Here is an 18,513-nt window from a genome sequence, read left to right on the forward strand (position 1 = left end):
TATGAAATTATACGCTCGTCAAATGATCTCTTTCTTCCTTAATCATTTGAAAGAGACGATATTTACGTTCATCGTATTCGGCTTCAGTCACTTCATTTTTAAGAAGTGATTTTTTTAATTTTTTATAATGAGTGAAGTACTCGCCTTTCATCAGCATATGCTCTGTGCATATTAATATATCGTTTTTCTTATAGCTTGCACTGCTCATAAAAATCATATTTATATTCTGTCCGTCGACGACTTTTCTCATCACCATATCATCTTTGAAGTAATTAGAGAATTGAGTGACATGAACATATCCTTCAGCAATTAAAATATCTGCAAGATTCCGCACGTCATCATATGATTTAACGATAAAAAGAATATCCATATCGCAGTTATGAGGAATTTGAGTGAACTTTGATGAACCGATATGATGAACTTCAATAATAATGGATTTGAAAAAGTTTAAAATTTCAAAAGCCTGTGCTATATATTTATCTTTAATATTTATATTTAACTTATTTATACTCATACAATCATCCTAAAATAATGTCTTACTTCCGCAATTCATGTATAATAATATTTAAAAGTATTATGTTGCCAACATTATATCATATGTAATGCTTTCAGATATTATTATTTGAGGAGATACCATGAAAAAAGCTTTAGTGATTATACTATTTTTATTGTTTGCTGCCGGAATATATTTCAACTTCATGCATACCGGGTCAATCTCTACGGATGAATCCACTGAAGACACTGCCGGTAATACAGAAGATGACGAAAACGGACAGCAGGAATCAGACAGCACATCACAGGAAGACAGCAGCGAAGAAGAACCGGCTGATAGTACAAATGGTTTAGTATTCAACGAAACAGCTATTCAGGAAAAATATGACGAACGCGTGAGCAGCAATGAGCAGCTTATTATCGATGTACTGCTTCCGGCACACTACAGCGGAGACTTTGCGGAACGTTTAAACCAGCAGTTCGGTTCAAATACAGTTCAGCTTAACCAGATCGATTTGCCGGCCAATACAACTGCGATGAATGAGCTGACAGTTAATGAAAACAGTGATGTCGTTATTATCGATGCACTGCAGATTGCAGATTATAACGATGAAGTCCTGCCGGAAAGAAACTTAAGAAATTTAACTGATGCATATATGGACCTGTATAACACTGGCAAAACAGTGATTATACTTGGGAATCCCAATGCCCATGAACATGAAAACTTACAAGCTGAACTTGAGAACGATGCTGAGTACTTCTTAGAAAATGATTATTTTTATATCGATAATCAGGATGAGATAACAGAAAATCCTTACGATTACGATAACGAACAGATTAATCCTGCACTGGAAGATGAAATGATCAGCAATATTACAAATTATCTGCTGCAATAATTTTAAAAAGGAACCGGAAAAATTCCCGGTTCCTTTTTTATTTTCTTTTATCCCGTCATTGTCGAAGTCACAGTGGTGCACTAGACGCCGCACCGCGCCATTGTCAAATCCACAGTAGCCCGGCGGCATCCAAAAAAATCGCACCTGCCTCCAAAATGGAATTACAGGTGCGATTTTTAGTTACATATACTTTATCTCTTATTAATTTCTTCAAGAAGGATCTGGTTAACCATTTTAGGGTTAGCCTGTCCTTTTGATTTTTTCATAATCTGTCCAACTAAGAAGCCTATTGCACGGTCTTTACCATTTTTGTAGTCTTCGACTGACTGGTCGTTGGCATCGAGTACTTCTGTTACCATATCTGTCAGCACTGCAGGGTCTGAGATCTGTTCCATGCCAAGATCTTTCGCTACCTGTTTCGCTGTGCCGCCTTTTTCAATCAGCACGGAGAATACTTTCTTCGCCTGCTTGCTTGAAATTGTACCGTCTTCGATAATATTAATCATGCCTGTTAAGTTTTCGGCAGTTAATCCTGTATCATCGAGTTCAGTGTTATTTTTGTTGAGATACTCATTAACGTTGCCCATTAGCCAGTTTGAAGCCAGTTTAGGGTCTGCTTTATGAGTTTCAACCATGTCACTGAAGAAGTCGGACATTTCTTTTCTCATCGTCAGAATTTCAGCGTCGTATACAGGCAGATCATATTCATTAATGTACTTCTCGCGAAGTTCATCCGGCAATGTCGGAATGCTTGCACGTACGCGTTCTTTCCATTCATCGTCGATATGCAGATGCATTAAATCAGGTTCCGGGAAGTAACGGTAATCATCCGCGCCCTCTTTAACACGCATCAGCACTGTTTCACCTGTTTTTTCATCGTAGCGTCGTGTTTCCTGTTCGATTACACCGCCTGATAACAGCACCTGCTCTTGGCGTTTCACTTCATGCTCAAGACCTTTTCTGACAAAGTTAAATGAGTTTAAGTTTTTAAGTTCAGTTTTTGTACCGAATTCTTTTTGGCCGACAGGTCTGATTGAAATATTAGCATCACATCTCAGTGATCCTTCTTCCATCTTCACATCGGACACGCCTGTGTACTGGATAATCGATTTGATTTTCTCAAGATATTTATACGCCTCTTCAGGTGTTCTGATATCCGGTTCTGAAACGATTTCCACTAAAGCTGTTCCCTGACGGTTTAAATCGACTAATGAATAGTCTTCTTTATGAGTTGATTTACCGGCATCTTCTTCAAGGTGAAGACGTGTAATACCGATTGTTTTCTTCTCACCGTCGATTTCGATATCCAGTGAACCGTGTTCTCCGATCGGTTTATCAAATTGTGAAATCTGATATGCTTTCGGATTATCCGGATAGTAATAGTTCTTTCTGTCGAACTTCGTATCTTCTGCAATCTGCATGTTTAATGCCATCGCAGCTTTCATACCGTATTCTACTGCGGTTTCGTTCAGCACCGGCAGTGTACCCGGGTAGCCGAGTTCCACTACAGAAAGATTCGTGTTCGGTTCATGTCCGTAATGCAGAGGGGCATTAGAAAATATTTTTGAATTTGTTTTTAATTCAACGTGAACTTCAAGTCCGATAACTGTTTCAAAATGCATATTACTCCGCCCCCATCGTTAGATTTTTAAGTTCTTCATGCAGGTTGTATACTGTTTCAAACTGATACGCTGCATTATAGATTTTACGTTCTTCGAAGTGGTTGCCGATCAGCTGCATGCCGATAGGTCTGTTGTCTTCTGTAACTCCGCATGGAATGCTTAAAGAAGGCACTCCTACAAGATTCGCAGGAATTGTTAAAATATCATTTTTATATTCTTTCGTACCTTCGATTTTAACTTCATCATATTTATGTGCAGGTGTTGTCGTTGTCGGCCCGATAATTAAATCGTAATCCGCTAAAATTCTCTGCACATCGTCAGATACTAAACGGCGGAGTTTTTGCGCTTTTAAGTAATAATCATCGTAGTGACCTGCACTTAATACGTATGTTCCAAGTAAGATACGGCGTTTTACTTCATCACCGAATCCTTCTCCGCGTGATTTTTTATATAGTTCTTCCAGTGTATTCGCATTTTCTGAACGGTAGCCGAAACGGATTCCGTCGAAGCGCGCAAGGTTGGCACTGGCTTCACTTGAAGCGATTAAGTAATAAGAACTTACCACATATTGAAGATTCGGCATTTCCACTTCTTCAACAATCGCTCCTAAAGATTCAAAACGTTCTTTAGCTTTTAATACTGCTTCAGTTACAGATTCATCAACATCGTCGCCGAGGAATTCTTTAGGCAGTGCAAGTTTCATGCCTTTGATATCTTTTTCGATACCGCTTAAGAAATCAGCATCCTGGTTTCTGGCACTTGTCATATCATTGCTGCTGTCCTCGCCTGAAATCAGTTCAAGCACTTTAGCGTTGTCACGTACTGTACGTGTCATCGGTCCAATCTGATCAAGAGACGATGCGAATGCGACAAGACCAAAACGTGATACTCTTCCGTAAGTCGGTTTCATACCGACGATACCGCAGAAAGACGCAGGCTGTCTTACTGAACCGCCCGTGTCAGTACCGAGCGCATAAGGAACGAATCCTGCTGCTACTGCTGCAGCCGAACCGCCTGATGAACCGCCTGGTGAGCATTCTAAGTTCCAAGGATTTCTAGTCGTCTGGAAGTAAGATGTCTCCGACGTTGATCCCATTGCAAATTCATCCATATTAAGTTTACCCATCAGGATAGAATTTTCATTTTTAAGCTTAGTCATTACTGTAGCATCATAGATCGGTTTAAAGTTATGCAGCATGCGGCTTGCGCATGTGGTTAAAATATCTTTGGTAACGATATTATCTTTAATTCCAGCAGGAATACCAAACAGCGCACCCTCCATCTTATCTTCTTCCTGAAGACGGTCGAGTTCCGCTGCCGTTTCCAATGCCTGTTCTTTAGTTAAAGTAATAAACGACTTGATTGTGCCGTCATATTTTTCGATTCTGTCAAAAAGAGCACCTACTACTTCAGAAGGTTTGATCTCTTTACTGTGAATTTTACTGTATAGTTCTTCTACTGTTAATTCATTTATATTCACGATTATTAACCCTCCTTAAATCATTCTAGGTACTTTGAATTGTCCTTCTTCTGTAAATTCTGTGTTGCTGAGCGCTTCTTCCTGTGAAACAGGTTCCCCCGCCTTATCTTTACGCAGTGAGTCTGAAGTTTCCTGCTGCAGCTGCATTGCATGTGTCATCGGTTCTACATCCGATAAATCCAAGTCATTCAAGCGCTCCGAGTGCGCAACAATACTTTTAATTTTTGTCGATAAATTTTTAAGTTCTTCTTCATCTTTAATTTCTATCTTAGATAACTCAGCCACACGCTGAATTTTCTTTAAATCTAATTCTTCCATGAATGATCCTCCTTCTATAAATACAACATTTAAAGTTTACCAAAAACCGGGGCACTTTTCCATGTGCTTACTTATTCAAATATATAAAGATTCGCTTCACTGTCGCCTTTACGTGTGATCACACTGTAAACCTGCGCTTTATCTTTAATTTCCACTTCGATATCCGTACCTGGGAAATGTTCGTTCACGAGGTCTCTAACGAACTGAGACATCCCAATCATTTCACCGCGGCTGTTATATTCAATCGGTATTTCGACTGTCAGCGTATCGAGGGTGCCATCTCTGAATTTCCCTCTGCCGACAGAAGTGGTAAAGCTCTCAAAATAAGACGATAAATCCCTGTTGAAGTTTTGGTATTCGCTGTTCGCCTCTTCAGAAATTTCCGCAGCTTCGCTCGACGGCAGCAGTAAGTTCTGTACATCGATATCTGTAAATGACTCAATCGTATTTTCACCCGGTGCTACAACAGCCTCTGATACAAAGTTCCCGGGCACAATATCCGTATCACCCGACTGAATGAAAATTGCAAAGACAATTTCTTTATCGGCGTACTGATCATTGGCACGGATGCGCGTTAAAATTTCCGCTGCCATTTCCTCGCCTTTTTCTTCTACCGTCTCAAGATCCAATGCACGTTCCTGTGTCTGTCCGTACTCTTCTGTCTGATAATAATGAATACTGTTCATGGCGAGACCGATAGTGATGCCGTCAAATGAAAGATTGCCTTCATCATCCTCTGTCATGTAATTTTGTTCGAGTATATGGGACAGATAAAGCGGCGCTTCTTCCGCGATAACTTCCGGATCTGTTTCGCCGTTGGTCGAAGGATTCAGTCCGAGATTGCTGAAGGCATTCGTACTGAGCAATTCTTCATCATCCATATTCTCCAGCTCTTCATTCGTGTATTGACGGCTTAAATAGCCTCTGATCATTTCTTCTGAAATAATCTGTCCTTCGCGGAATATATATTCATTTGTAGGAAACACATTCTGGCTAATGGAAAAAAGTCCTTTTTCAAATTCTTCAACATTATATGAAGATACTAAATTGGCACTCGACAGCCCGCGGGCCGGCGACAGTTCATACGGTACAACAGAACGGTAAAATTCTTCACTGCTTGAAGTAAGCGTGTCATCCTGCTCCTCAATCTGCACGTTCGACACTTCATTGTCGAGCGATGAATCACCCATCTGTTCAGTGATTTCTGCTTCATTGGCACCATCGCAGGCTGCAAGGAGCAGCAAGGCTGCACCTGTGAGTAATATCGATTTAAACTTCATAACTCATTGCCCCAATTTCTCAATAAATTCTCTTTCATTCCATACGGTAACACCAAGTTCATTCGCTTTTTCAAGCTTGCTGCCGGCGTCTTCCCCCGCCACAACTACATCTGTATTTTTAGACACACTGCCCGTTACTTTGCCCCCGTAAGATTCAATACTTCCTTTGGCTTCACCCCGGGTCATTTCAACCAGCTTGCCGGTTAACACAAATGTCATCCCGTCAAACACGGTTCCGGACAGCTCTTCTTTTTCCTCTGTAAGATTAAGTCCCGCTGTCTCAAGCTTATTTACAAGCTCGATAAAATCTTCATTCTGTGTATATGTCACGATTGAATCCGCGATTTTATCACCGATTTCCGGTATTTCAATCAATTGTTCTTTCGTTGCATTCAGGACTTTTTCCATCGAACCGTATTCTTCTGCAATCAGTCTTGAAGCTTTTGAGCCGAGAAAACGTATGCCGAGACCGAACAGCAGCTTACTCAACGGCGCTGTTTTCGATGCTTCAATTGCGTTCAGCAGATTGGTTACTTTTTTATCTCCCATGCGTTCAAGTCCGATTAAATCATCATACTGAAGTTTGTACAAATCAGAAACATCTGTAATTAACTCCGCATCAAACAGCTGGCGCACTACTTTCTCTCCGAGACCGTCAATATTCATGGCTCCGCGGGAAACGAAGTGGATGATACCTTCTGTGAGCTGTGCCGGGCACGCCGGATTAATACAGCGAATTGCTACTTCATCTTCTAAATGTACTGTGTCGTGACCGCATGACGGGCAAGTTGTCGGTGCTTCGTACACTGCCTGATCCGTGCGTTCTTCTTTTAAAGATTTAACCACTTCCGGAATAATATCTCCCGCTTTTCGAATAACAACCTTGTCACCGATACGGATATCCCGTTCTTCTATCAGTTCATGGTTATGCAGTGATGCACGTCCAACTGTCGTACCTGCTACTTTTACCGGCTCCAGTATCGCTGTCGGCGTAATAACACCGGTACGTCCCACTGTCAGTTCAATATCGAGTATTTCCGTCACCACTTCCTCCGCCGGAAATTTATACGCAATTGCCCAGCGCGGTGATTTCACTGTATAGCCGAGCTCTTCCTGAGTAGCGAGGTCATTTACTTTAATGACGATACCGTCTATTTCATAAGCGAGTTCCGAGCGGTGCGTCGTCCAGTAATCAACATACTCAATGACTTCATCAATACTTGTCATCAGCCTGCGCTCTTTATTTGTTTTAAAACTCAGTTCATCGAGTTTGTCGAGAGCGCCACTCTGGCTTTCGGCATCGAGTGCTTCCGGAGATGTAACACTATATAAGAAAACCGATAAATTACGTGCTGCCGCAAGCTTCGGATCCAGCTGTCTCAAAGAGCCTGCCGCTGCATTTCGCGGGTTCTGGAATTCCTGTTTTCCTTCTTCAGCTCTCTTTTCGTTCAGATTTATAAATGAGCGTTTCGGCATGTAGGCCTCGCCGCGCACTTCAAAAGTTAAATCCGAATCCACAGTCAGCGGGATCGCATGAATTGTTCGCAGATTTTCTGTAATATTTTCTCCGACCGTTCCGTCGCCGCGGGTGGCGCCGCGGGTGAAGCGTCCTTCTTCATAAGTCAGCGACACTGCGAGCCCGTCAATTTTAAGTTCACACATATATGTAACCTCGCCGGCGTTATTTTTGACACGCTGATCAAACGCTCTTAAGTCTTCTTCATTAAAAGCATTTCCGAGACTCAGCATCGGCGAGCTGTGTTCAACTTTTTCAAAACCGCTCAGTATTTCACCGCCGACTCTCACCGTCGGCGATGTGTCCGTTTTGTATTCCGGATACTTTTCTTCCAGTTCGATCAGTTCATGAAGCAGCTTGTCGTACTCCGAATCCGGAATCGACGGATTGTCCTCGACATGATATTCGTAATTATAGCGCGTGAGCAGCTTTTGTAATTCGCGAATTCTTTCTTTCATTTATATCAGTCCTTTTTTTCAAGCGGCGCATAGTTGGCAAGCAATCTTTTCGGTCCTGCAGTTTTAAAGACAATATCGAGTTCCGTATTGTCCCCTTCTCCTTTAACCTGGGAAACAATACCTTCTCCGAATGCTTTGTGGGAAACCTTATCGCCAACATTAAAATTAGTGCCTGTGTTTGTGTTTATAATACGCGAGCGTTTTTTCGGTCCGCGTGAAAAAGATGAGCCGCTGCCGCCTGGCATACTGTTTGAAAAGGCGCTTGACGATTCCAGCAGTTCCTCCGGTATTTCACTCAGAAAGCGGCTCATCATATTACTCTCAGTTTTACCGTAAAGCATGCGTGATTCCGCACGCGACAAGATTAAATGTTCCATTGCGCGCGTCAGGGCCACGTACATCAGCCGTCTTTCCTCTTCCAGTTCCTGATCATCGAACTGCACGCGGCGCGATGGGAAGATGCCTTCTTCGAGACCGACGATAAAGATCACTTTAAACTCAAGTCCTTTTGAGGCATGCATTGTCATCATTGTTACACCGGCGGTATCATCCATGCCGTCCTGATCGGATACAAGGGCCATATCACTCAGGAAGTTAAATAAATTATCATCCGCAACAGGATTGTCATTATCGAATTCTTTTGTTACTGTCTTGAATTCCTCGAGGTTTTCAAGCCGGCTTCTGGCCTCCAGTGTTTTATCGGAACTCAGCATATCATGGTAGCCTGTATCAGCCAGCACTTCATCAACGAGTTCCGTCATTGTCAGATACTTCGATTTTTCTTTTAAATTATCCAGCACCTGAAGGAGTGACATCAATTTCCCTACAGTTTTCGCCGGAATACCCAGGAAGTCCGCATCGCGGATGGCATCGTATATGCTTGAATTTAATTGTTCTGCATGGGCCCGAAGCTTATCGATTGTCTTCGTGCCGATTCCTCTTTTTGGAACGTTGATAATACGCTGGAAGCTTATATCGTCAAAAGGATTCTGAATGACTTTTAAGTAGCTCATCAGGTCTTTAATTTCCATTCTGCTGTAGAACTTCGTTCCGCCGACCATTTTATACGGAATACTCGATTTGACAAAAGCATCCTCAACCGCACGCGACTGGGCATTCGCACGGTACAGTACAGCCATCTCGCCGTAAGAATACTTTTCAGAAAGCTCTTGCACTTTCTGGACGACCCGCTGCCCTTCCTCACGTTCACTGAACGATACATTCACATCAATTTTTACGCCGTCACCTTTATTGCTTCGCAGGTTTTTCGGTTTGCGCTCTGTGTTGTTATCGATCACGGCGTTCGCCGCATCCAGTATCGTTTTCGTCGAACGATAGTTTTCTTCCAATTTGATAACTTTTGCTTCCGGATAATCTTCTTCAAAATTTAATATATTCTGGATGTCCGCGCCGCGGAATTTATAAATCGACTGGTCCGAGTCGCCGACGACGCAGATGTTCCGGTATTTAGCAGCCAGCATCTGGACAAGCTGATACTGAGCGTGGTTTGTATCCTGATACTCGTCCACGTGAACATACTGAAAACGTGTCTGATAATAATTCAGCACGTTCGGCTCCTTGTGAAACAGTTCAATTGTGAGCATAATTAAATCATCAAAATCGAGAGAACTGTTACGGTAAAGAATTTCCTGATAATCTTTGTAAATCTCACTGTAAAGCTCATCCTGAAAACCGCCTGCTTCTGAAATAGCCTGTTCCGGTTTGATGAGCTGATTTTTATAGTTTGAAATAACTGAGAGAATGCTTCTCGGATTATGCTGCTTTGTATCCAGGTTGCGCGTTTTTAAAATATCTCTGACGACCGACTGCTGATCGAGCGGATCCAGAATAGAAAAACTCGTGTCATAGCCGAGATAGCTGATATCACGCCTTAATATCCGTACACACATTGCGTGGAATGTAGAAATCCACATCTTTGATGCATCTTCTTCAATTAATTTATCGACACGTTCGCGCATTTCTTTAGCGGCTTTGTTCGTAAATGTAATTGCCAGTATATTGTAGGAAGGCACCTGCTTTTCATCGAGCAGATAAGAAACCCGGTGAGTCAGCACGCGCGTTTTACCGCTTCCCGCACCTGCCATAATTAAGAGCGGGCCTTCCGTCGTTTTAATTGCTTCCAGTTGTTCTTTATTCATCGTAGATAAATCCATTATAAAAACTCCAGTTTATTAAATGATAGTTTCTAATGCTTGCCGAGCATCGTCGTAAATAATATTGCCGACAACCATTATATCGCTGACGCTGTCCATCTCTGTCGCCGTATCTTTTGAGACGATGCCGCCGCCGTAAACGATGCTTGCGTTTTCCGCTGCTTCATACGCTTCTTTAACCAGCTCCCGGTCGCCGAAGACGCCGCTGTACTCTATATATATGTAATCCATTTTGTATAACTTATCGAGCATATGAATCATCGCGATAAATTCTTCGTCATTCACAGTATGGCAGTTTGCATGTTTAAACGCTTTGCAGTCCTCGTTCATTATAATATAAGGCAGGAGTGAAATACTGTCGTAATCGATAAAGTCATGATACTCCATCAGTGCACGCACCAGCATGCCGTGTGTAAAAGTGACATCATCCGTATTAATTACCGTCGGCACAAAATAATGATCAAAACCCGGAACAGCAGCATCGGGATGAGGGATTTCAAGTGCTGCAGGAACGTTATAGTTTCTTATGCGCCTGAGCAGCTCTGAAACATTTTTTTCAGTGACGTTATCAGTACCGCTGACCAGCAGCAGATCCGTGCCGGAGTTCACAATTTTTTCGAGTGTGCTGCCGCTGATTTCTTTAGCCGGATCCAGTTTAAATATATGCTTTGCATGTCGCGTCATAAGACCATATCCTTTATAAAATTCATAAGATGATTATATCATTTTTAACCTCCAAAAAACATTAAAGGAGGAGGATGGAAGTATAAGCTTTAAAAGATAATTTTAAAGTGAATATAAAGAAACCCGTACGCCGGCTCTCCCTCGGAAAGCTTGCATACGGGCTGATATGTTATTTAAACCAGATCGAAGTATTCTTCAAGTGTCAGGCCGCTTTCATATATAGCGGGCGCTTTATCTCCGACATACCTTAAGTGCCACGGCTCGTACATATAACCGGTAATATCTTCTTTGCCTTTCATGTAACGGATAATAAAGCCGTATTCATGTGCCACATCTTTCAGCCACTGAAATTCGGGCGTATATTCAAAAGACGTCTGGAGCAGCACCGCACTGTCATAAGAACCGACATCGATAGCAAGTCCTGTCTGGTGCTCGGAATGTCCCGGTTCTGCGCTGTACTGGTCTGCTGCTTCTTTGCCGTCCCGCGCCACATAGCTGTTATACAATTCTGCCTGGTAGTCGTAGCTTCTAAAACCGCTTACCAGTTCAAAATAAAGTCCTTCTGCCTCGGCATCTTCAAACATTTGCGTGTAAGCCTCAATTACTTCAGGCTGCATTTCAGGATTGTAATCCTCAGGCAGCGGTATTTCCTTGTTTACTATTAACACGCCGTCTGCGTAAGTCACACCGTCGACGACTTCAATGTTAACCGGAATGTCCAGATTGGTGAAGGTCAGCGGTTCATAGGCTTTCGTATATCCCGCCGCTTCGATTTCCTCCGGTGCGCCGCTGCTGCATGCTGTCAGCAAAAATGCCATGAGTACTGTGATTAATAATCTTGATACTTTCATCTTATTCCAAACCTGCACGTTTAAATATAGTATCGACACGGCTCAGATGGTGGTTTTCATTAAAGCACTCATCCAGCTCTTCTGCCGTCAGCACTTCCTGAATACGCTCATCTTTTCCAGCAAGCTCTCTCAGAGGTACTTTAGTTTCCCATGATTCCATGGCTTTCGGCTGAACTAAGTCGTAAGCTTCTTCGCGTGACAGTCCCTTGTCAATTAACGTCAGCATAATCTGCTGAGAGTATACAAGACCGAAAGTTTTGTCGATGTTGGCCTTCATATTTTCAGGGAACACCGTCAGGTTTTTCATAATTCTGCCAAAGCGGTTCAGCATGTAATTCAATGCAATCGTTACGTCCGGCAGCATAATTCTTTCTGCAGATGAATGCGAAATATCACGTTCATGCCACAGAGGTACATTTTCGTAGGCAGTTGAAATATAGCCGCGGATGACGCGGGCAATTCCCGTCACATTTTCACTGCCAATCGGGTTGCGTTTATGAGGCATGGCACTTGACCCTTTTTGGCCTTTCGCAAATGCTTCTTCCACCTCGCGTGTTTCTGTTTTCTGCAAGTGTCTCACTTCTACAGCAAACTTCTCAACTGATGTTGCAATCAGTGCCAGCACCGCTATGTAGTGAGCATGACGATCGCGCTGCAGCGTCTGAGTCGATACCGGTGCAGGCGTCAGGCCGAGGTGTTTACAAACGTATCCTTCAACTTCCGGCGGAATGTTGGCAAAGGTGCCGACCGCGCCGCTCATTTTACCGACTTCAATTTCTTCGCGGACATCTTTAAAACGTTTCAGATTCCGCACCATTTCCTGATGCCACAGAGCCATCTTAATACCGAAAGATGTCGGCTCCGCATGCACGCCGTGCGTGCGTCCCATCATGAGTGTATGTTTATGTTCGCGCGCCTTATCAGCTAATATCTCGATAAAGTTATTTAAATCCTGCTCAATAATTTCGTTTGCCTGTTTCAATATGTAGCTCTGGGCAGTGTCGACAACGTCAGTAGACGTCAGACCGTAGTGAACCCATTTCTTTTCTTCTCCTAAAGTTTCCGAAATCTGGCGGGTAAACGCCACAACATCGTGACGCGTTTCCGCTTCGATTTCTTTAATGCGGTCCACATCAATACGGGCATTGGGACGGATGTTTTTAACTTCATCCTTTGGAATGACACCGAGCTCCGCCCATGCTTCTGATGCAAGAATTTCAACTTCCAGCCACGCATCAAATCTGTTTTTTTCTGTCCAAATCTTCGTCATTTCTTCTCTTGAATATCTGCTTATCATTTTGGCTCATCCTCATTCATTAATTTGCCTTCAAACATAATCTCCTGATGCGAGACGGTAATCTCGCCGTTTTCTTCTTTGAAAACGGGCTGTTCGAATCTTCTTACCGGCTGGTAGCCTTCGGCTTTCATCGCCGCCAGCACATCCGTAAGCGACCCGTCTTTTTCTACTTTAAATTTCTTTTTTTTCGGTTTTTTGTGCTGTGTCATGAACCTCACCCTGCTCCTGTGCTTCATATACTTCTTCAAGTACTTCTTCAACATTTTCCGGCTGGTAATTGCTCATCTTGCGTCTGCTGAGCCCTTTTGTCCAGAAGCCGCCGTGAATATTTTTCGGTTCGTGCGAAATGATAAACGCCCTGTCATCGAGCTCTATAATTGTTTCGATCAGTTTCCGTTCATATTTTCTCGGAGTTAAAATCTGCATTACCGTACGCTGGCCGTCACGCCCGTACTGATGACTGTGCGTTACTCCGTAGCCTAAATTGCGCAGGTCGTTCGGCAGATCGATGTCTTTTTTCGCCGCAGTCACATTAACTACAGTGTAGCCGAGCGCCAGCTTTTCTTCGATTTTCGTGCCGACCAGTATCCCGACACCAAATCCGAGCGCGTAAGCGACAATATTCTGAGGACGATCCAGGTTGTCGAGCACCAGCCCGAGGCCGATGACGTAAACAAATGTTTCCAAAATACTGAAGGCAGCCGCGACGAAGCGGTAACCTTTCAAGGTCATTATGGTCCGCATCGTTAAAAATGTAACGTAGATAATATTAATTACGAATATAACTAATATCATCAGCATGGGATTATCTGAAATTGCCTGAAGCATAATTTAATCTATCCTTCTTTCTTTTTTAAACTGGTAAATTATAGCGATTATAAGGTAAATCGCGTTTGTGCTGTGACTGGTAATATAAGGTTTTAATTCTGTCATATGCTTCATCAGGCACTGTTTTTCCTTCTAAGAAATCATCGATATGATCATAGGTCACGCCTAGTGCTTCTTCATCGCTTAAGAGCGGTTTATCATCTTCGAGATCTGCTGTCGGAATTTTTTCGTACAGATGAGCTGCTGCGCCAAGATATTTCAGAATGTCGCGTCCCTGGCGTTTGTTGAGGCCGGTCAGCGGCGCAAGATCAGCTGCGCCGTCGCCGTGTTTCGTGTAAAATCCTGTCAGTGCCTCCGCCGCATGATCAGTTCCGAGCACCACACCGCCGGTATGGGCTGCGATAGCGTACTGCACTTTCATGCGCTCACGGGCCTTCTCGTTTCCTTCCACAAAATCGCTCAATTCGTAGCCGCTGTCGGCCAGCGCCTTAACACCTGCATCAACAGCTTCTTTAATATTGACTGTTGTTTCAACACTCGGGCTGATAAATTCCATCGCATCGCGCGCATCATCTTCATCGCGCTGTTCACCGTAAGGCAGGCGCACTCCGTAAAATTTAATACTGTGCCCATCTTCGTTCAACTCATCAGTCGCCAGCTGTGCAATTTTGCCGAGCAGGGTAGAATCCTGACCGCCTGATATGCCGAGTACAAAACTTTTTATAAAACTGTATTTTTTAACGTAGTCTTTTAAAAAATTAATTATTTCGCGGGTTTCCGCTGCCGGGTCGATCTCCGGTTTAACGTGCAGTTCCTCTATTATGTGCTGCTGCAGTTTATCCATAGCAAATCACTCCAATATATTATTTGAAAGTTCTTCTATGAGATTATTTTTGACATTCCATAATTCAGCCGATAAATCCACCGGATATTCCTGCGGGTTTAAGAAACGTTTCGTTTCTTCCCAGATTGTATCGAGGCTCTGCCGGCAGTTTTCCTGCATTTCATCGACAGACGGAGAAGTGTAAACAACCTTGCCGTCGATAAAAATATCCTGAAGCAGTTCAACAGGCTCAAACGATTTAACCAATTTCCGTTTCATCGTATGCACCGGGTGGAACATTAACAGCGGCTCTTCAGGATTAAGGACTTCATCGTGAAGTGCAATATAATCTCCTTCTGACATTCCTGTTTCCTTATTGATGATACGGTAAACTTTCTTCTTGCCGGGTGTCGTCGTTTTTTCGACATTGCCGGAAATTTTTATCCGGTTCTGCCATTCGCCTGCTTCATCCTGAATCGCTGCAAGTTTGTAGACCGCGCCGAGCGCCGGATTATCATAAGCCGTAATCAGTTTCGTACCGATTCCCCAGCCGTCGACTCTGGCACCCTGTGACATTAAAGATAAAATTGTCACTTCGTCGAGGTCGTTCGAAACGATGATCTGCACATCTGTATAGCCCGCATCGTCGAGCATCTTGCGAGCCTGTTTCGTTAAATATGCAATATCGCCGGAGTCAATTCTGATTCCTTTAAAGTTAATTCTGCTGCCGAACTCATCTGCCACTTTAATAGCAGTCGGTATGCCTGATTTCAGCGTGTCGAAGGTGTCTACTAAAAATACACAATCAGTATGTGTTTCTGCATATGCTTTAAAGGCATCGTAATCATTTCCGTATGCCTGCACCATTGCGTGAGCATGTGTCCCGCTCGGTTTCAAGCCGAATAATTTCGCTGCCCGGACATTACTCGTTCCATCAAACCCGCCGATAACAGCGGCGCGTGCCCCCCATAAAGCGGCATCGAATTCGTGAGCGCGGCGCGTGCCGAATTCCATTAAATTGTCGTCTGGTACAAGCTGTCTGATCCGGCTTGCTTTTGTTGCAATCAGCGTCTGAAAGTTAACGATATTAAGCAGCGCTGTTTCAATCAGCTGAGCTTCGACAAGCGTCGCCTCAACCTGCACGAGAGGTTCATTATTAAATACAGTCTCTCCTTCAGCCATTGAACGGAGCGTCCCCGTAAAACGGACTGTTTTTAAATAATTTAAAAATTCATCACTGTAACCGAGCGTACTTAAATATTCGATGTCGCTGTCTGAAAAGTGCAGGTGCTGCAGATAATCGATAATATGTGTTAAGCCGGCAAATACCGCATAGCCGTTTTCAAAAGGCATCTTCCGGAAATACACGTCGAAAATTGTCTGACGTTCATGTATACCTTGTTCAAAATACGTTTTTGCCATGTTGATCTGATATAAATCCGTGTGCAGCATGAAGCTGTCGTCCTGATACTGATACATACATCCATCTCCTGTGCATTTAACAATTATATTTGCTTTAATTTTATCATATAAACTTATTGTATGAGCACTTTGAATGCACTATTATATACTGACTTTAAAAACTAAGATATGGATAGATAAAAGCAGTAATGTTAAAATGTAATCATATATATTTTTAGTACAAAGAAAAAGGAGACAGACAGTAATGACACAAAAAATATTCGGTCACCAAAATCCTGATACAGATACAATCACATCAGCACTTGTAGCTGCTGACATTGAAACTCAGCTCGGCAACGACGCAGCACCGTACCGCTTGGGTGAAATAAGCAGTGAAACTGCATACGCACTAGAACACTTCGGTGTGGAAGCGCCTGCTTTATTAAATGAAGTCGGTGCAGGCGAGGAAGTTATTTTAGTCGACCACAATGAAAAACAACAATCCGCTCCCGGCATTGAAAACGCAACGGTGACAAAAGTATACGACCATCACAGAATCGCAAACTTTGAAACAGAAGGCCCGCTCTACTACCGAGCTGAGCCGGTCGGCTGTACAGCGACAATTCTGAACAAAGTTTACAAAGAAAATAACTTAACAATCTCGAAAGAATCAGCAGGCTTAATGCTGTCTGCCATTATTTCGGATACGCTTCTGTTCAAATCACCGACAACGACAGAAGAAGACATCGATGCAGCATCTGAACTTAAAGACATTGCGGGCGTTGACCTGGAAGAATACGGCCTTGAAATGCTGAAAGCCGGTGCATCAACTGCCGATAAAACAGCACGTCAGTTAATTACAGGCGATGCGAAAACATTCGACATCGGTGAAAAGAGCGTGCGAATTGCGCAGGTTAACGTCGTTGACGTAGACGAAGTATTCTCACGCCGCGAAGAACTCGAAATCGCCATTAACGAAGAAATCGAACGCGATGGCTACGACCTGTTCACGCTCATCGTGACAGACATTTTGAACTCCAACTCAAAAGTACTTGCCTTAGGCCCTGAATTCTCTTCGGTCGAACGCGCATTTGATGTTGCACTGGATCAAAATACAGCAGTCCTGGAAGGCGTTGTCTCACGCAAAAAACAAGTCGTGCCTAACATTACAAAAGCATTATCTGATTTATAATAATAAATGGATGAATGAAACCCGCCCTGGTGGCGGGTTTTTTGTATATTTGGGGAGGGGTGGTGCTAGTAAACGTCGTCGTCTCTTCAAACGACAACATCCAGACTCGGGTAAACGTCGTCGTCTCCTCAAACGACAACATCCAGACTCGGGTAAACGTCGTCGTCCCTTCAAACGACAACACTTAGACACTACAATATAAAAATCATTCTCTATAATTCTTATATTTCGAAGTATAGTCAAGGTATTTCATTGCCTCGTTAAAATCGTGATATTTAAAAGTATACTCTGTACTTTTTCCTTTCCTGTTTTTATAGCAATACTTCGCAAATGCTCTCCTAACGACTTCTGGATGTAAATCATCACCAATTAATGTCATCAATCTTTTTTTCGTCATACTTTCTCCATAAAACAAATATTTATAATCACTCATTACACGAAGCATATGGGTTTCATTCGACTCTTTTGCGCCGCAGCTTCCACACTGACGATGGTAACGAGCTTTCAAAAGATTAAATTCTCCACATTTTCCGCAGTACAGCCCTTTACGTAGTCTGTCTATATCAGTCTGCGTTTTAAAATACATATTTTCACCGATGTTGTTCTCGATTAGCTTTACAATTGCTTCTGCCCTTGCACCAATATTTCCATACCGGAAACTCCGGAAATATTTTTTCAAGTTGGAACGCACCACAATTTTCCCCCATACCTTATCGTCATCCGTTGTCATTCTGAAGTCATCATTCGGAAAAACAACTTTCCCGCTTACATCAAATGCCGGTCCTCTGCCTTCACTGAGTTTCAACAGTTTATTTACCGCTCGGGTTATCTGCGTAATTCCGTCATCCGATAATCGACGTGAACCGTTGAACCACTGTCCCTTCTCATACCGGTAGTCACCGCAATAATTTTTAATTTCATTCACAACTGCACCACTGTCACTAACTATAATACTGTCGTACTGTGCCAGGGAGTTTTCTATTTTCAGATAAACATCTCTAAAAATGTATACATGTTCATGTCCGACTGAATTAAATATTTCATCATATAAAGTTTCTCCTTCATAACCACGTTCAGCCATTTTCATCTTAATCTTATCTTCCGAACCCAAAACCATCCTCCTGCTCAATGCCCGATAATGCAAAAGAACCGGCGGTGTGTTTCTGCTGTTTAAATACATATAATTTCCTCCTTTTAAAAA

At 42.9% G+C, this 18,513-nt stretch carries 18 protein-coding genes; 3 read left to right on the plus strand and 15 right to left on the minus strand.

The window, feature by feature from the left end:
* Positions 1-7: 7 nt before the first annotated feature.
* Positions 8-514 carry a GrpB family protein gene (locus MHH58_RS09390; protein ID WP_135099239.1) on the minus strand — a complete coding sequence of 169 codons (507 nt, stop codon included), beginning with the start codon at positions 512-514 and terminating at the stop codon, positions 8-10.
* Positions 515-635: 121 nt separating this feature from the next.
* On the opposite strand from MHH58_RS09390, the gene MHH58_RS09395 reads away from it, so the two are divergent.
* On the plus strand, positions 636-1,388 hold the full coding sequence (locus MHH58_RS09395; RefSeq protein WP_135099237.1) for a hypothetical protein: 753 nt from the start codon (positions 636-638) through the stop codon (positions 1,386-1,388).
* Positions 1,389-1,579: 191 nt separating this feature from the next.
* On the opposite strand, the gene gatB is transcribed toward MHH58_RS09395, so the two are convergent.
* From gatB to MHH58_RS09460, 13 genes are all read right to left on the minus strand, one after another.
* Complete coding sequence (gene gatB, locus MHH58_RS09400; protein WP_341345746.1) at positions 1,580-3,010, minus strand: Asp-tRNA(Asn)/Glu-tRNA(Gln) amidotransferase subunit GatB; 1,431 nt, start codon at positions 3,008-3,010, stop codon at positions 1,580-1,582.
* 1 nt (position 3,011) lies between these two features.
* On the minus strand, positions 3,012-4,490 hold the full coding sequence (gene gatA, locus MHH58_RS09405; protein ID WP_341345747.1) for an Asp-tRNA(Asn)/Glu-tRNA(Gln) amidotransferase subunit GatA: 1,479 nt from the start codon (positions 4,488-4,490) through the stop codon (positions 3,012-3,014).
* Between the two features lie 15 nt (positions 4,491-4,505).
* Entirely contained in the window at positions 4,506-4,808 is a 303-nt protein-coding gene (gene gatC, locus MHH58_RS09410) for an Asp-tRNA(Asn)/Glu-tRNA(Gln) amidotransferase subunit GatC (protein WP_341345748.1), read from the minus strand.
* Positions 4,809-4,879: 71 nt separating this feature from the next.
* Entirely contained in the window at positions 4,880-6,088 is a 1,209-nt protein-coding gene (locus MHH58_RS09415) for a CamS family sex pheromone protein (RefSeq protein ID WP_341345749.1), read from the minus strand.
* A 3-nt stretch (positions 6,089-6,091) separates the two neighbouring features.
* The gene (ligA, locus tag MHH58_RS09420; protein WP_341345750.1) at positions 6,092-8,062 is read right to left on the minus strand and encodes an NAD-dependent DNA ligase LigA; all 1,971 of its coding nucleotides are present in this window, start codon (positions 8,060-8,062) and stop codon (positions 6,092-6,094) included.
* Positions 8,063-8,067: 5 nt separating this feature from the next.
* Positions 8,068-10,236 (minus strand): DNA helicase PcrA, encoded by a 2,169-nt coding sequence (pcrA, locus tag MHH58_RS09425; protein WP_341345751.1) that lies wholly within the window; start codon positions 10,234-10,236, stop codon positions 8,068-8,070.
* Positions 10,237-10,254: 18 nt separating this feature from the next.
* On the minus strand, positions 10,255-10,920 hold the full coding sequence (locus MHH58_RS09430; RefSeq protein ID WP_135099223.1) for a heptaprenylglyceryl phosphate synthase: 666 nt from the start codon (positions 10,918-10,920) through the stop codon (positions 10,255-10,257).
* Positions 10,921-11,093: 173 nt separating this feature from the next.
* Positions 11,094-11,771 (minus strand): M15 family metallopeptidase, encoded by a 678-nt coding sequence (locus MHH58_RS09435; RefSeq protein WP_135099221.1) that lies wholly within the window; start codon positions 11,769-11,771, stop codon positions 11,094-11,096.
* Between the two features lies 1 nt (position 11,772).
* The gene (gene purB, locus MHH58_RS09440; RefSeq protein ID WP_135099220.1) at positions 11,773-13,068 is read right to left on the minus strand and encodes an adenylosuccinate lyase; all 1,296 of its coding nucleotides are present in this window, start codon (positions 13,066-13,068) and stop codon (positions 11,773-11,775) included.
* Positions 13,065-13,277 (minus strand): NETI motif-containing protein, encoded by a 213-nt coding sequence (locus tag MHH58_RS09445; RefSeq protein ID WP_135099218.1) that lies wholly within the window; start codon positions 13,275-13,277, stop codon positions 13,065-13,067. Before MHH58_RS09445 ends, purB begins: the two co-directional genes overlap by 4 nt.
* On the minus strand, positions 13,240-13,896 hold the full coding sequence (locus MHH58_RS09450; protein WP_115885445.1) for a DUF2179 domain-containing protein: 657 nt from the start codon (positions 13,894-13,896) through the stop codon (positions 13,240-13,242). Before MHH58_RS09450 ends, MHH58_RS09445 begins: the two co-directional genes overlap by 38 nt.
* A 25-nt stretch (positions 13,897-13,921) precedes the next feature.
* The gene (nadE, locus tag MHH58_RS09455; RefSeq protein ID WP_135099216.1) at positions 13,922-14,740 is read right to left on the minus strand and encodes an ammonia-dependent NAD(+) synthetase; all 819 of its coding nucleotides are present in this window, start codon (positions 14,738-14,740) and stop codon (positions 13,922-13,924) included.
* 6 nt (positions 14,741-14,746) lie between these two features.
* A complete protein-coding gene (locus MHH58_RS09460) occupies positions 14,747-16,198 on the minus strand; it encodes a nicotinate phosphoribosyltransferase (protein WP_135099214.1) in 1,452 nt (483 codons plus the stop codon).
* A gap of 187 nt (positions 16,199-16,385) precedes the next feature.
* Between MHH58_RS09460 and MHH58_RS09465 the strand changes: the two genes are divergently transcribed.
* Together MHH58_RS09465 and MHH58_RS09470 are read left to right on the plus strand one after the other, a co-directional pair.
* Entirely contained in the window at positions 16,386-17,312 is a 927-nt protein-coding gene (locus MHH58_RS09465; protein ID WP_341345752.1) for a manganese-dependent inorganic pyrophosphatase, read from the plus strand.
* A 62-nt stretch (positions 17,313-17,374) separates the two neighbouring features.
* Positions 17,375-17,500: a hypothetical protein gene (locus MHH58_RS09470; protein WP_341345753.1), complete on the plus strand. Its 126-nt coding sequence runs from the start codon at positions 17,375-17,377 to the stop codon at positions 17,498-17,500.
* 17 nt (positions 17,501-17,517) lie between these two features.
* Here MHH58_RS09470 and MHH58_RS09475 read toward each other — a convergent pair whose 3' ends face one another.
* Positions 17,518-18,492, minus strand: coding sequence for a nuclease-related domain-containing protein (locus MHH58_RS09475; RefSeq protein ID WP_341345754.1), 975 nt, complete (start codon positions 18,490-18,492; stop codon positions 17,518-17,520).
* Positions 18,493-18,513: the final 21 nt, after the last annotated feature.

The organism is Jeotgalicoccus sp. FSL K6-3177, assembly GCF_038050175.1.
GTDB lineage: Bacteria > Bacillota > Bacilli > Staphylococcales > Salinicoccaceae > Jeotgalicoccus > Jeotgalicoccus nanhaiensis.

Bases quoted from the DNA above. Each gene is read 5' to 3' on its own strand.
- MHH58_RS09390 (WP_135099239.1), bottom strand. From the start codon at position 514: ATGAGTATAAATAAGTTAAATATAAATATTAAAGATAAATATATAGCA.
- MHH58_RS09395 (WP_135099237.1), top strand. From the start codon at position 636: ATGAAAAAAGCTTTAGTGATTATACTATTTTTATTGTTTGCTGCCGGA.
- gatB (WP_341345746.1), bottom strand. From the start codon at position 3,010: ATGCATTTTGAAACAGTTATCGGACTTGAAGTTCACGTTGAATTAAAA.
- gatC (WP_341345748.1), bottom strand. From the start codon at position 4,808: ATGGAAGAATTAGATTTAAAGAAAATTCAGCGTGTGGCTGAGTTATCT.
- MHH58_RS09415 (WP_341345749.1), bottom strand. From the start codon at position 6,088: ATGAAGTTTAAATCGATATTACTCACAGGTGCAGCCTTGCTGCTCCTT.
- ligA (WP_341345750.1), bottom strand. From the start codon at position 8,062: ATGAAAGAAAGAATTCGCGAATTACAAAAGCTGCTCACGCGCTATAAT.
- pcrA (WP_341345751.1), bottom strand. From the start codon at position 10,236: ATGGATTTATCTACGATGAATAAAGAACAACTGGAAGCAATTAAAACG.
- MHH58_RS09430 (WP_135099223.1), bottom strand. From the start codon at position 10,920: ATGACGCGACATGCAAAGCATATATTTAAACTGGATCCGGCTAAAGAA.
- MHH58_RS09435 (WP_135099221.1), bottom strand. From the start codon at position 11,771: ATGAAAGTATCAAGATTATTAATCACAGTACTCATGGCATTTTTGCTG.
- purB (WP_135099220.1), bottom strand. From the start codon at position 13,068: ATGATAAGCAGATATTCAAGAGAAGAAATGACGAAGATTTGGACAGAA.
- MHH58_RS09445 (WP_135099218.1), bottom strand. From the start codon at position 13,277: ATGACACAGCACAAAAAACCGAAAAAAAAGAAATTTAAAGTAGAAAAA.
- MHH58_RS09450 (WP_115885445.1), bottom strand. From the start codon at position 13,896: ATGCTTCAGGCAATTTCAGATAATCCCATGCTGATGATATTAGTTATA.
- nadE (WP_135099216.1), bottom strand. From the start codon at position 14,740: ATGGATAAACTGCAGCAGCACATAATAGAGGAACTGCACGTTAAACCG.
- MHH58_RS09460 (WP_135099214.1), bottom strand. From the start codon at position 16,198: ATGTATCAGTATCAGGACGACAGCTTCATGCTGCACACGGATTTATAT.
- MHH58_RS09465 (WP_341345752.1), top strand. From the start codon at position 16,386: ATGACACAAAAAATATTCGGTCACCAAAATCCTGATACAGATACAATC.
- MHH58_RS09475 (WP_341345754.1), bottom strand. From the start codon at position 18,492: ATGTATTTAAACAGCAGAAACACACCGCCGGTTCTTTTGCATTATCGG.